This is a genomic window from Streptomyces sp. NPDC054866 (genome assembly GCF_053610745.1).
The window spans coordinates 316,244-329,437 of record NZ_JBSGZA010000002.1 but is presented as its reverse complement, the minus strand read 5'-3'; the positions used below and the strand labels follow the sequence as shown (position 1 = coordinate 329,437).

The 13,194-nt window shown below is 68.6% G+C and carries 9 protein-coding genes; 7 read left to right on the top strand and 2 right to left on the bottom strand.

What is annotated here, in order from left to right:
• Positions 1-104: 104 nt before the first annotated feature.
• Complete coding sequence (locus ACWGI2_RS10165; protein ID WP_453395000.1) at positions 105-1,097, bottom strand: ADP-ribosylglycohydrolase family protein; 993 nt, start codon at positions 1,095-1,097, stop codon at positions 105-107.
• Between the two features lie 224 nt (positions 1,098-1,321).
• On the opposite strand from ACWGI2_RS10165, the gene ACWGI2_RS10160 reads away from it, so the two are divergent.
• From ACWGI2_RS10160 to ACWGI2_RS10135, 6 genes are all read left to right on the top strand, one after another.
• On the top strand, positions 1,322-2,053 hold the full coding sequence (locus ACWGI2_RS10160; protein WP_453394999.1) for a VIT1/CCC1 transporter family protein: 732 nt from the start codon (positions 1,322-1,324) through the stop codon (positions 2,051-2,053).
• Between the two features lie 309 nt (positions 2,054-2,362).
• On the top strand, positions 2,363-6,949 hold the full coding sequence (gltB, locus tag ACWGI2_RS10155; RefSeq protein ID WP_453694875.1) for a glutamate synthase large subunit: 4,587 nt from the start codon (positions 2,363-2,365) through the stop codon (positions 6,947-6,949).
• Entirely contained in the window at positions 6,942-8,402 is a 1,461-nt protein-coding gene (locus ACWGI2_RS10150; RefSeq protein ID WP_453394997.1) for a glutamate synthase subunit beta, read from the top strand. Before gltB ends, ACWGI2_RS10150 begins: the two co-directional genes overlap by 8 nt.
• Positions 8,403-8,778: 376 nt before the next feature.
• Positions 8,779-10,080 (top strand): sugar ABC transporter substrate-binding protein, encoded by a 1,302-nt coding sequence (locus ACWGI2_RS10145; protein ID WP_453694874.1) that lies wholly within the window; start codon positions 8,779-8,781, stop codon positions 10,078-10,080.
• 19 nt (positions 10,081-10,099) lie between these two features.
• Positions 10,100-11,095 carry a carbohydrate ABC transporter permease gene (locus tag ACWGI2_RS10140; RefSeq protein ID WP_453694873.1) on the top strand — a complete coding sequence of 332 codons (996 nt, stop codon included), beginning with the start codon at positions 10,100-10,102 and terminating at the stop codon, positions 11,093-11,095.
• Entirely contained in the window at positions 11,092-11,925 is an 834-nt protein-coding gene (locus ACWGI2_RS10135) for a carbohydrate ABC transporter permease (protein ID WP_453394994.1), read from the top strand. Before ACWGI2_RS10140 ends, ACWGI2_RS10135 begins: the two co-directional genes overlap by 4 nt.
• A gap of 21 nt (positions 11,926-11,946) precedes the next feature.
• Here ACWGI2_RS10135 and ACWGI2_RS10130 read toward each other — a convergent pair whose 3' ends face one another.
• Positions 11,947-12,846: a chitosanase gene (locus tag ACWGI2_RS10130; RefSeq protein WP_453694872.1), complete on the bottom strand. Its 900-nt coding sequence runs from the start codon at positions 12,844-12,846 to the stop codon at positions 11,947-11,949.
• Positions 12,847-12,969: 123 nt separating this feature from the next.
• Between ACWGI2_RS10130 and ACWGI2_RS10125 the strand changes: the two genes are divergently transcribed.
• Entirely contained in the window at positions 12,970-13,188 is a 219-nt protein-coding gene (locus ACWGI2_RS10125; protein ID WP_160504467.1) for a hypothetical protein, read from the top strand.
• The last annotated feature ends 6 nt before the right edge of the window (positions 13,189-13,194 follow it).

The following is a 13,194-nucleotide window of genomic DNA, read 5'->3' as shown; positions in this document are numbered from 1 at the left end:
CCTGCCCACAGCCGGGACGGCTGTGTCCTCGCCGGGAGCCGCTGCGGGGTGAACGGGTGGGTGGGTGGGCGAGATCCGCCGCGAAGCGGCGGGCTTGTCGCCGGTCATGAGACCCCCCGGTCAGAAACAAGCAACTCCGCCACGTCCAGTACGTGGTGCCCCCGCATGGAAGGGAGACAGCTGCCCCGCACGGGGCCGATCGCCGCCGCCCACGGCAGGGGAATCGCCGAAACCCCGCAGGACGCGCCGGACAACGCTCCAGCCACAGCGGCAGTCGTATCCGCGTCCCGCCCCATGTTGACCGCGGTCAACACCGCGTCCGGGAAACGGCCGGAGGCCACCCCGTACGCCCCGAAGGCGAGCCCCACCGCCTCGGGGGCGAGGTCGGTCCACGGATAGCCGCCGATCACCACGGCGGAGCGCACCGCCCGCTCCCCCCGATGCGCCACCGCCACCGCCCGCCGCAGCGAACGGGACGTCCAGCAGTCCTCCGGGATGACGGACAGAGCGGCGTCCACCACGGCGTCCACCGGTTCACCGCCCATCGCGGCAGCGACCCCCGCGGCCACCGCCTGCCCACCGTAGATTCCCTCGCCGTCATGGCTGACGGAGCCGTCGATCGCGACGAGCCGGGCCGCTTCGGCGGGCCGCCCCGCGGCGAAGACCCCGAACGGGGCCGCCCGCATCGCGAGGCCGTCGCTCCACGCGTGCCGGTGCTGCGCCGAGATGGGCGCCGCGAGGCCGCGGCGCAGGTTCTCCAGCGTGCCGCGCTCGCTGAAGCCCGCGCCCCGGAAAGGGCCCTCGTCGAGGTCCGCGATCCACTCGTGCCAGGCCGCCTCGACGTGCGCGACGGTGAGCGCCGAGCCGTGCCGGGCCAGGAGGAGCCCGGAGAAGATCGCGTACTCGGTGTCGTCCGTGCCCGAGGGATGCTCGGCGACGTATCCGGTGATGCGTCCCCAACGGCGGCGGATCTCCGACGGCTTCATGTTCTCGGCGGGCGCGCCCAGCGCGTCGCCGACCGCGAGGCCGAGAAGCGCGCCGCGCGCCCGCTCTCCCAGCCCGATCACTCCGGTCGCCCGTGTCACACCGGTCGTCATGCTGTGCCTCCCTGGTGCCGAGACGTGTGGCTGTATCCCTGCCACGCGGTGGCCCCGACGCGAGCTCCGCGCCGCCGACATCACCCCTCCGACGCATGCGCTCACCGGTTCGAGGAACCCCCGTTCACATACGCACAAGCGCAGGTAAGTACGGCCTTCCTTGCTGGCGAGAGCGATTTTTCGCGCGTACTTTCGAGATCGTCCAAGCACTGAGGGGGCCCACCATGGCGATCATCGAGACCGAAGCGGCACTGCACGAGGCGCACCGCGACAACCACACCCACCGCGACGTCAACGGCGGCTGGCTGCGCCCCGCCGTCTTCGGCGCGATGGACGGCCTGGTGTCCAACCTGGCCCTGATGACCGGTGTCGCCGGTGGAGCCGTCTCGCAGCAGACCATCGTCGTCACGGGACTGGTCGGCCTCGCCGCGGGCGCCTTCTCCATGGCGGCCGGTGAGTACACCTCCGTCGCCTCGCAGCGTGAGCTCGTGCAGGCCGAACTCGACGTGGAGCGGCGGGAGTTGCGCAAGCACCCGGCGGACGAGGAGCGGGAGCTCGCCGCGCTGTACGTGTCGCGCGGCGTCGAGCCCGGCCTCGCCCGTGAGGTCGCCAGGCAGCTCTCCCAGGATCCCGAGCAGGCCCTGGAGATCCACGCGCGCGAGGAGCTCGGCATCGATCCCGGTGATCTGCCGTCCCCGGCCGTCGCCGCGGTCTCCTCCTTCGGCGCCTTCGCGCTCGGCGCCCTGCTTCCCGTACTGCCGTATCTGCTCGGCGCCGACACCTTCTGGCCCGCGCTGCTGCTCGCCCTGGTCGGGCTCTTCGCCTGCGGTGCCGTCGTGGCGAAGGTGACCGCGCGTTCCTGGTGGTTCAGCGGACTTCGGCAGCTCGCGCTCGGTGGCGCTGCGGCGGGTGTGACGTACGCCCTGGGCAGCCTGTTCGGTACCGCCGTAGGATGAACTCTTGCAGTCCTATGCGGGAGTCCGCATAAGTAGTCGTTACTCGGCGGTTTCGAGTCCTTAACCACCGGGCATGAGCCGTAAGCGCTGCGGGCAATGAGGCCTGTGCCGCTCTCGGGCCCTCGGTCAAGGATCTGTCCGCATCGGTCCCCTCCTTATCGCTCTCCACACTTATGAGCGGTGTCCACATGGTGGAATGAGCTATCCGCTTTTCGAGAAGCGTTCCATCATGTAACCTGCACGAAATTTCGCCTGGGCCAACGTCGTCCCTCGCTTTTTGCCTATGCCACGACGACGACGGGAGAGCCAATGCGTACGCACGCCTGGTCGCCCATGGACGGTCGCCCCGCCCCCCAGGGCATGTACGACCCCCGTAACGAACACGACGCCTGTGGTGTCGGGTTCGTGGCCACCCTCACCGGTGTAGCCAGCCATGAGCTGGTCGAACAGGCGCTGACCGTACTGCGCAATCTCGAACACCGTGGTGCCACCGGCTCCGAGCCGGACTCCGGCGACGGCGCCGGCATCCTGCTCCAGGTCCCGGACGCCTTCCTGCGCGAGGTCTCCGGCTTCGCGCTCCCCGAGGCCGGTGCGTACGCCGTCGGCATCGCCTTCCTGCCGGTCGACACGGCGGGCACGACCGACGCCGCCGTCTCACAGATCGAGACGATCGCTTCCGAGGAGGGCCTGACGGTCCTCGGCTGGCGCGACGTGCCCGTCGCCCCCGAGCTGCTCGGCTCCACCGCACGCTCGACGATGCCGGTCTTCCGGCAGATCTTCGTGGCCGACGGCGAGAGCTCCGGCGTCGCGCTCGACCGCAAGGCCTTCGTGCTGCGCAAGCGCGCCGAGCGTGAGGCAGGGACGTACTTCCCCTCGCTCTCCGCCCGGACCATCGTCTACAAGGGCATGCTGACCACCGGCCAGCTGGAGCCGTTCTTCCCCGACCTGTCCGACCGCCGTTTCGCCACGGCCGTCGCGCTCGTCCACTCGCGCTTCTCCACGAACACGTTCCCGAGCTGGCCGCTCGCGCACCCGTACCGCTTCGTCGCGCACAACGGCGAGATCAACACGGTCAAGGGCAACCGGAACTGGATGCGGGCGCGTGAGTCGCAGCTCGCCTCCGGCCTGTTCGCCTCCGCCAACGAGGCCAGCACCGACAAGCTCGACCGCGTCTTCCCCATCTGTACGCCGGACGCGTCCGACTCGGCGTCCTTCGACGAGGTGCTGGAACTCCTCCATCTCGGTGGACGTTCGCTTCCGCACTCGGTCCTGATGATGATCCCCGAGGCGTGGGAGAACCACGGCTCGATGGACCCGGCCCGCCGCGCCTTCTACCAGTACCACTCCACGATGATGGAGCCCTGGGACGGACCGGCCTGTGTCACCTTCACCGACGGCACCCAGGTCGGCGCCGTTCTCGACCGCAACGGTCTGCGTCCAGGCCGCTACTGGGTCACCGACGACGGTCTCGTCGTCCTCGGCTCCGAGGTCGGCGTCCTGGACATCGACCCCGCGAAGGTCGTCCGCAAGGGCCGCCTCCAGCCCGGCAAGATGTTCCTCGTCGACACCGCCGAGCACCGCATCGTCGAGGACGACGAGATCAAGGCCGCCCTCGCCGCCGAGAAGCCGTACGAGGAGTGGCTGGAAGCGGGCGAGATCGAGCTCTCCGATCTGCCCGAGCGCGAGCACATCGTGCACACGCACGCCTCCGTCACGCGCCGCCAGCAGACCTTCGGCTACACCGAGGAAGAGCTGCGCATCATCCTCGCGCCGATGGCCAAGACCGGCGGCGAGCCGCTCGGCTCCATGGGCACGGACACCCCGATCGCGGCACTCTCCGAGCGCCCGCGGCTGATCTTCGACTACTTCACGCAGCTGTTCGCGCAGGTCACCAACCCGCCGCTGGACGCCATCCGTGAAGAGCTCGTCACCTCGCTGCACTCCTCGCTCGGCCCGCAGGGCAACATCCTGGAGCCGACCGCCGCGACCTGTCGCAGCGTCACGCTGCCCTTCCCGGTGATCGACAACGACGAGCTCGCCAAGCTCATCCACATCAACGCCGACGGCGACATGCCCGGCATGACGGCCGCGACCCTCTCCGGCCTCTACCGCGTCAGCGGCGGCGGCGACGCCCTCGCCGCCCGCATCGAGGAGATCTGCTCCGAGGCCGACGCCGCCATAGAGGCCGGCGCCCGCCTGATCGTGCTCTCCGACCGGCACTCCGACGCCGAGCACGCGCCGATCCCCTCGCTGCTGCTCACCGCGGCCGTCCACCACCACCTCATCCGTACGAAGCAGCGCACCCAGGTGGGCCTGCTCGTCGAGGCGGGCGACGTCCGCGAGGTCCACCACGTGGCCCTCCTCATCGGCTACGGCGCCGCGGCCGTCAACCCGTACCTCGCCATGGAGTCGGTGGAGGACCTGGTCCGCGCAGGGACGTTCCTGCCCGGCATGGAAGCCGAACAGGCCATCCGGAACCTGATCTACGCGCTCGGCAAGGGCGTCCTGAAGGTCATGTCCAAGATGGGCATCTCGACCGTCGCCTCCTACCGGGGCGCGCAGGTCTTCGAGGCCGTCGGCCTCCAGGAGAACTTCGTCGCGAAGTACTTCGTCGGTACGACGTCCAAGATCGGCGGAGTCGGCATCGACGTCGTCGCGCAGGAGGTCGCCGCCCGGCACGCCAAGGCGTACCCCGCATCCGGCGTCCCCTCGGCGCACCGCGCGCTCGACATAGGCGGTGAGTACCAGTGGCGCCGCGAGGGCGAGCCGCACCTCTTCGACCCGGAGACGGTCTTCCGCCTGCAGCACTCCACGCGCAACCGCCGCTACGACATCTTCAAGAAGTACACGGACCGCGTGAACGAGCAGTCCGAGCGCCTCATGACGCTGCGCGGCCTGTTCAACCTGAAGTCGGACCGCCCCTCGATCTCCATCGACGAGGTCGAGTCGGCCGCCGACATCGTCAAGCGGTTCTCGACCGGCGCCATGTCGTACGGCTCGATCTCCCGCGAGGCGCACGAGACCCTCGCCATCGCCATGAACCAGCTGGGCGGCAAGTCCAACACCGGTGAGGGCGGCGAGGACGCGGACCGCCTGTACGACCCGGCCCGCCGCTCGTCCATCAAGCAGGTCGCCTCCGGCCGCTTCGGTGTGACCTCCGAGTACCTGGTCAACGCGGACGACATCCAGATCAAGATGGCCCAGGGCGCCAAGCCCGGCGAGGGCGGCCAGCTGCCAGGACACAAGGTCTACCCGTGGGTCGCCAAGACGCGTCACTCGACGCCGGGCGTGGGCCTCATCTCCCCGCCGCCGCACCACGACATCTACTCGATCGAGGACCTGGCCCAGCTGATCCACGACCTGAAGAACGCGAACCCGCAGGCGCGGATTCACGTGAAGCTGGTCTCCGAGGTCGGCGTCGGCACGGTCGCCGCGGGTGTCTCCAAGGCGCACGCCGATGTCGTGCTCATCTCGGGCCACGACGGCGGTACGGGCGCCTCGCCTCTGACTTCTTTGAAGCACGCGGGCGGTCCCTGGGAGCTCGGCCTCGCCGAGACCCAGCAGACGCTGCTGCTCAACGGCCTGCGCGACCGCATCGTCGTCCAGACCGACGGTCAGCTGAAGACCGGCCGTGACGTCGTCATCGCCGCGCTGCTCGGCGCCGAGGAGTTCGGTTTCGCGACCGCGCCGCTCGTCGTCTCCGGCTGCGTCATGATGCGCGTCTGCCACCTGGACACCTGCCCGGTCGGCATCGCCACGCAGAACCCGGCGCTGCGCGAGCGCTTCACCGGCAAGGCCGAGTACATCGTCAACTTCTTCGAGTTCATCGCCGAAGAGGTCCGCGAGATCCTCGCCGAGCTGGGCTTCCGCACCATCGAGGAGGCCGTCGGCCACGCCGAACTCCTCGACACCGAGCGCGCCGTGAAGCACTGGAAGGCGCAGGGCCTCGACCTGGAGCCCCTCTTCCACGTGCCGTCGCTGCCCGGCGGCGCCGTGCGCCACCAGATCGCCGCCCAGGACCACGGCCTGGAGAAGGCGCTCGACAACGAGCTGATCAAGCTCGCAGCCGACGCGCTCTCCGCCGCCGGCGCGACCGACGCCCAGCCGGTCCGCGCGCAGGTCGCGATCCGCAACATCAACCGCACGGTCGGCACCATGCTCGGCCACGAGGTGACGAAGAAGTTCGGCGGCGCGGGCCTGCCCGACGACACCATCGACATCACCTTCACGGGCTCGGCGGGCCAGTCGTTCGGCGCGTTCGTGCCGCGCGGCGTGACCCTCCGTCTTGAGGGCGACGCCAACGACTACGTCGGCAAGGGCCTCTCGGGCGGCCGGATCATCGTCCGCCCGGACCGCGGCGCCGACCACCTCGCCGAGTACTCGACGATCGCGGGCAACACCATCGCGTACGGCGCGACGGGTGGCGAGCTGTTCCTCCGTGGCCGCACGGGCGAGCGGTTCTGCGTCCGCAACTCCGGTGCGACGGTCGTGTCCGAGGGTGTGGGCGACCACGGCTGCGAGTACATGACCGGCGGCCACGCGGTGGTCCTCGGCGAGACGGGCCGCAACTTCGCGGCCGGTATGTCGGGCGGTATCGCGTACGTCATCGACCTCGACCGGGACAACGTCAACCCCGGCAACCTCGGCGCCGTAGAGGCCCTGGACGACTCCGACAAGAAGTGGCTGCACGACGTCGTGCGCCGCCACCAGGAGGAGACCGGGTCGACCGTCGCCGAGAAGCTGCTCGCCGAGTGGGACACCGCCGTGGAGCGCTTCAGCAGGATCATCCCCAGCACGTACAAGGCAGTGCTCGCCGCCAAGGACGCCGCCGAGCGAGCCGGTCTCTCCGAGACCGAGATCACCGAGAAGATGATGGAGGCGGCGACCAATGGCTGATCCCAAGGGCTTTTTGAACCACGGCCGCGAGGTCGCGAAGACCCGCCCGGTCGGCGAGCGCGTCCAGGACTGGAACGAGGTCTACGTTCCGGGCTCCCTCCTCCCGATCATCTCCAAGCAGGCGTCGCGCTGCATGGACTGCGGCATCCCGTTCTGCCACCAGGGCTGTCCGCTGGGCAACCTGATCCCGGAGTGGAACGACTTCGCGTACCGCGAGGACTGGTCGGCCGCCTCCGAGCGGCTGCACGCCACGAACAACTTCCCGGAGTTCACCGGACGCCTGTGCCCGGCGCCCTGTGAGTCGGCGTGCGTGCTCGGCATCAACCAGCCCGCCGTCACCATCAAGAACGTCGAAGTCTCGATCATCGACAAGGCGTGGGACGCGAACGACGTCAAGCCGCAGGCGCCCGAGCGGCTCTCCGGCAAGACCGTCGCGGTCATCGGCTCGGGCCCGGCGGGCCTGGCCGCCGCCCAGCAGCTGACGCGGGCGGGCCACACGGTCGCCGTGTACGAGCGCGCCGACCGCATCGGCGGCCTCCTGCGCTACGGCATCCCCGAGTTCAAGATGGAGAAGCGCCACATCAACCGCCGCATCGAGCAGATGCGCGCGGAGGGCACCAAGTTCCGTACGGGCGTGGAGATCGGCCGCGACATCGACGCGGCGAAGCTGCGCAAGCGCTACGACGCGGTGGTCATCGCCGCGGGCGCCACGATGGCACGCGATCTCCCGGTCCCCGGCCGTGAGCTCAAGGGTGTCTACCAGGCGATGGAGTACCTGCCCCTGGCCAACAAGGTCCAGGAGGGCGACTACGTCACCACTCCGGTCTCGGCCGAGGGCAAGCACGTGGTCGTGATCGGCGGCGGCGACACCGGCGCGGACTGCGTGGGCACGGCGCACCGCCAGGGCGCGGCTTCCGTGACGCAGCTGGAGATCATGCCGCGTCCGGGCGAGGAGCGGAACCCGAACCAGCCGTGGCCGACCTTCCCCATGCTCTACAAGGTGACCTCCGCGCACGAGGAGGGCGGCGAGCGGGTCTACTCCGTCTCGACCACGCACTTCGAGGGCGACGAGGACGGGAACGTGCAGTTCCTGCACCTCATCGAGGTCGAGTTCATCGACGGCAAGCTGACCCAGAAGCCGGGTACGGAGCGCAAGATCCCCGCCCAGCTGGTGACGCTCGCCATGGGCTTCACGGGTACGGACCGCGAGAACGGCCTGGTGGACCAGTTCTCCCTGGAGCTGGACGAGCGGGGGAACGTCGCGCGTGACGCGGAGTTCCACACGAACGTGCCCGGCGTCTTCGTGGCGGGTGACGCGGGCCGCGGCCAGTCGCTCATCGTCTGGGCGATCGCCGAGGGCCGTTCCGCTGCGAAGGGCGTGGACCGCTTCCTCACCGGGGCGAGCGACCTTCCCTCCCCGATCCGCCCGACGGACCGTTCCCTGATGGTCTAGTACGCCCCCTCAGTACGTCCCGTACAACGGCGTACGGAACTGATGCGGCGCCCGCCTTGTCCCCGACCGGACTTGGGTGGGCGTCGTGGCGTTTACAAGCCGCCGCTTCGCGGCGATCTTTCCCGCCCACCCACCCGATTACCCCGCAGGGCAATCGGGTGGGTGGGCGGGGAGTATCCGCCGCGCAGCGGCGGCCGGTCAGGGCCCCGGCCCCCGGGAATTCCGTTGCAGCGAGTGCAACGCGCATTGCTTGCAACGCAAATCACGTTTCGGCCCCGCTAGCCGAATGGGTCTAGACCGCGCGCTGAGCGTGCGACCACAATCGCTCCCACAACGGATCGGCGCAGTTACAGCACGTACCCATGAGGGGGCCGGTATGAAGCGACGGGTCATCGCGGCAGGTATCGCCATGACGCTCGGACTGACCGCGACGGCATGCGGCAGCGATGACGGGAGCGACGGCGGCGACAAGGCGACCGACGGCAAGGGCAAGACCCTCACCGTGTGGATCATGGAGGGGACCAACCCCGACGCCAGGCCCTTCTTCAAGGAGGCCGGGAAGGCGTTCGAGAAGAAGACCGGCGCCAAGATCCACGTCGAGTACCAGCAGTGGGCCACCGCTCAGAAGAAGTTCACCACCGCCATCGAGGGCGGCGAGGACCAGGTCCCGGACGTGGCCGAGGTCGGCACGACCTGGGTGCCGCAGTTCGCCGAGACCGGCGCCCTCGTCGACGTCACCGATGACGTGAAGAAGTCGGGGCTCAACGACGACCTCGTCGAGGGCCTCAAGGACGCGGGCACGCTCGACGGCAAGCAGTACGGTATGCCCTGGTACGCGGGCGTACGCAGCATCGTCTACCGCAAGGACATCTTCGAGAAGCACAAGCTGAAGGCCCCGACCAACTGGCAGGAGCTCAAGGCCGCCGCCAAGACGCTGAAGGCCAAGGAGCCCGGGATGATCCCCTTCCCGGTCGCCGGCGGCGCCGAGATGTTCGCGACCCCCTTCATCTGGGGCGCCGGAGGCGAACTCGCCACCGAGCAGGGCGGCAAGTGGAAGTCCGCCATCAACTCCCCCGAGGCGGTCAAGGGGATCGAGTACTACACCGGGCTCGCCACCAAGGACAAGGTCTCCCCGGCCAAGGTCAACACCTGGACGGAGAAGGAGGTCGGCGACGCCTGGAACAAGAGCCAGATCTCCATGGCCGTCGGCGGCAACTGGACCCCGAAGGCCATCGTCGACGCCAACCCCGACCTCAAGGGCAAGCTCGCCGCCGTGCCGATCCCGGGCCAGGACGGCGGCATGAGCAAGTCCTTCCTCGGCGGTTCCTACCTGTCCACGTTCAACACGGACAAGAAGGACCTCGCCTGGGAGTTCGTGAAGATGCTGACCACGGGTGACTTCGCGGCCAAGTGGGCCGCCGAGACCAACTACTTCCCGGGTCAGAACTCCGAGCTGAAGAAGATCGAGGCCAAGAAGGACCCGCTGGTCGAGCCGTTCGCCAAGCAGATGCTGGAGGCCGGCGCGACCGTCCCCAAGACCAAGGCGTACGGCGAGATCCAGGCATCGAAGGTCATTCCCGGCATGGTGCAGTCCATCCTGACCGGGAAGTCCTCCGTCCAGGAAGCGGCGGACAAGGCCGCCAAGGACATGGACGCGATCTTCGCCAAGGACAAGTAGGCGAGGGCGAGTCGGCACCGTGAAAGAAACGTTCGTCAGCGACGGGCCGAAGGAAGGCGCCGAGGCCCGTCGCCCCGCGGCCCCCCGACCGGAACACGAAGCGGCCCTCCGCAAGAAGAAGCTGGTCGGTCTCACCCGGCCGTGGCTCCTCCTCGCACCGTCCCTCCTGGTCCTCGCGGGCCTGCTGCTCTGGCCGCTGATCCAGGTCGGCAAGCTCTCGATGCAGGACTACGCCGTCAAGTTCGGCGGCGGAGTGGGCACGTACACCGGATTCGACCACTACACCGACCTGCTCGGCAGCGGACTCCTGTGGAAGACGGTCCTGCCCAACACGGCGTTCTTCGCGATCGCCTGCGTCGGCCTCACCGTCGCGCTCGGCACGCTCGTCGCGCTGCTGCTCAACCGCCTCGGCCCCACCTGGCGGCTCATCTGCTCCATCGCGATCCTCGCGGCGTGGGCGATGCCCGCCGTCACCGGGACGTACGTCTGGATCTGGCTCTTCCAGCCGCAGGACGGCATGGTCAGCCAGATCGCGGGCTCGATGGGGCTCATCGATCCCGAGACCACCAACTGGTTCACCGAGCGCGGGCCGTTCTACGCGATCGCGACCCTGAACGTCGTCCACCACGGCTTCCCGTTCGTCGCCATCACCGTCCTCGCGGGCCTGATGACGATCCCCAAGGAGCTCTACGAAGCGGGGGAGCTGGACGGCGCCAACGCCTGGCAGCGGTTCTGGAAGATCACGGTGCCGACGATCAAGCCCGTCTTCCTCGTGGTGACCATCCTCTCCACCATCTGGGACTTCAAGGTCTTCACCCAGATCTATCTGATGCCGGGCGGCGACGGCGCCAACGAAGAGGTCTACAACCTCGGCGTCTTCTCCTACATCCAGGCGTTCGCCAAGAACGACTACGGCACCGGCGCGGCGGCAGCGGTCCTGCTGACCCTGCTGCTCCTCGCCATCACCATCGTCTACATCCGCACGCTGTTCCGGCAGGGGGAGGAGGACCTGTGAGCGCACGCCGCACCACACCCGCCGCACGCATCGGGCTGCCCGTCGCGGTCGCCGCGCTGCTGCTCTTCACGCTCTTCCCCGTGTACTGGATGATCTCCACGGCACTCGACCCGAAAGCCGTCACGCGGGGTTCGGACGTGCTGCCGAGCGGCATCAGCTTCGAGCACTTCACCTACGTGTTCGAGAAGGGCAACTTCGGCACCTACCTGCTGAACTCGGCGCTCGTCGGCTTCGGCACGATCCTCGCCGCCGGAGTGCTCTCGCTCTTCGCGGCGATCGCGGTGGCCCGCTTCAAGTTCCGCTTCCGCACCTCCGTACTGATCATGGTCCTGATAGTGCAGATGGTGCCGCTCGAGGCGCTCGTCATCCCGCTCTTCATCCAGATGCGGGACTACGACATGCTCAACTCGCTGCTCGGCCTGACGATCGTCTACGTCGCGCTCTCGCTGCCCTTCGCGATCTGGACCCTGCGCGGCTTCGTCCAGACCGTGCCGAAGGAGGTCGAGGAGGCCGCGTACATCGACGGGGCGTCCTGGTTCCGGATGTTCCGTTCGGTGCTGCTTCCGCTGGTGGCGCCCGGACTCGTCGCGACCTCGATCTTCGCCTTCATCACGGCGTGGAACGAGTTCGTCTTCGCGTACACCTTCATGAAGGGCAGCGACAAGTACACGGCCGCCGTGGGCATTTACCAGTTCTTCGGTGAGAACTCCACGGCCTGGGGCCCGGTCATGGCCAGCTCCACGCTGGTCACCGTGCCGGTGATGATCTTCTTCGTGATCGTGCACCGGAAGCTGGGCTCGGGCCTGGCGGCGGGAGCGGTGAAGGGCTGAGTGGCCGGGGGACGTTCAGGGTTACGGAACCTTGAACGTCTCCCCGTACACCTTCCACGTCAGCGGCGTCTTCAGGTCCAGATTGCCGTCGTAGAGGAACTGGCGCTGGGCCGTCTCCACGCGGGACGTGTCGCGGTGGGCCTTCTTCTCCTTCATCACCTTGGTGCGGACGTCGAGGAAGATGTCGAGGTACGCCTTCTCCTTGCCGCCCTGCGCGGGCGTGTTCGCCTCGTTCAGGGCGGCCTCGCGCAGGCCGTAGAAGCCGCGCGGGCCCGTGCCGGGGCCGTGCAGGACCATCGCGTCGTAATAGATGAACTGGCCGAGCGTGCCGAGCCCGTCGAGCTTGGCCAGGCGCACCGCCGGATCGAAGTAGACGCCGTCGCGTGTCCTGTCCTGCGCCTTTTGGAACGCGGGCTTCGCGGCCTCCGCCTTCCAGGCCTTGGTGAAGCCGGGGTCCAAGCCCTCGTGCGAGTCGCTGCCGTCGACCTTGCGCAGGGCGGGCAGATAGCGGGCGAGGCCGTTGTCCGGGTGGTCCTTCGTGTAGCGCTCGACGAGGGTCAGCAGGTCGTGGGTGCCGGTGCAGAAGCCGATGATGCCCGCGGTGTAGCCGTTCCCGTCGCCGATGTCCTCGATGTAGCCGTACTGACCGCGCCAGTCCAGCGTGGAGTTCTCCGCGCTCGTCACGAGCTTCTGGGCCAGCTCCTTCTTGGCGGGCGCCGCGAGGCCCGGGGGAAGGTCCGCGATCAGCTCGTCGTCGGCCTTGATCTCGGCCGCCGACTTGTCCTCGTCGTACGGACGCTGGGTGCCGGGCACCTTCTGACCGGCTCCGGCGACATCGCTGTCGGAGTCCCCGCCCAGGAGGTACACGGCGACCGTGGCGACCGGGGCGACGGCGAGAAGGAGGAGGCCTGCGCGTTTCATTCGCACAAGATTACGTGCGGTTTCGCGGTAGCGCGCCTTCCGGATCCCGCTCTATTGACTAATAGTCAATTTCACACCAGTCTCGGGAGCCGTACGGAGCCGTACCCGGCCATGGGAGGCCCTATGAGCACCGAAGCGCGGGAGCAGCTGAGCAAGGAGCTGCGGGACGAACCACCGGAATCCTTCGGGCAGTTGACGCCCGAGCAGTCGGCTCTGCTGGCCGACGCGCTGAAGCGGGAACGCGAGAGCCGCGCTTCGGGCTTGAACGAAGCCGCTGAGGAGGCGCTGAAACTGGTGCCTGCGTTGGCCAGGGGCCCGGTACGCCGGATTCTCTTCCGATAGATCCGA

What these genes read in the sequence shown, in the direction of transcription:
- ACWGI2_RS10165 (WP_453395000.1), bottom strand. Translation starts at nt 1,097, where the DNA reads ATGACGACCGGTGTGACACGGGCGACCGGAGTGATCGGGCTGGGAGAG.
- ACWGI2_RS10160 (WP_453394999.1), top strand. Translation starts at nt 1,322, where the DNA reads ATGGCGATCATCGAGACCGAAGCGGCACTGCACGAGGCGCACCGCGAC.
- gltB (WP_453694875.1), top strand. Translation starts at nt 2,363, where the DNA reads ATGCGTACGCACGCCTGGTCGCCCATGGACGGTCGCCCCGCCCCCCAG.
- ACWGI2_RS10150 (WP_453394997.1), top strand. Translation starts at nt 6,942, where the DNA reads ATGGCTGATCCCAAGGGCTTTTTGAACCACGGCCGCGAGGTCGCGAAG.
- ACWGI2_RS10145 (WP_453694874.1), top strand. Translation starts at nt 8,779, where the DNA reads ATGAAGCGACGGGTCATCGCGGCAGGTATCGCCATGACGCTCGGACTG.
- ACWGI2_RS10130 (WP_453694872.1), bottom strand. Translation starts at nt 12,846, where the DNA reads ATGAAACGCGCAGGCCTCCTCCTTCTCGCCGTCGCCCCGGTCGCCACG.
- ACWGI2_RS10125 (WP_160504467.1), top strand. Translation starts at nt 12,970, where the DNA reads ATGAGCACCGAAGCGCGGGAGCAGCTGAGCAAGGAGCTGCGGGACGAA.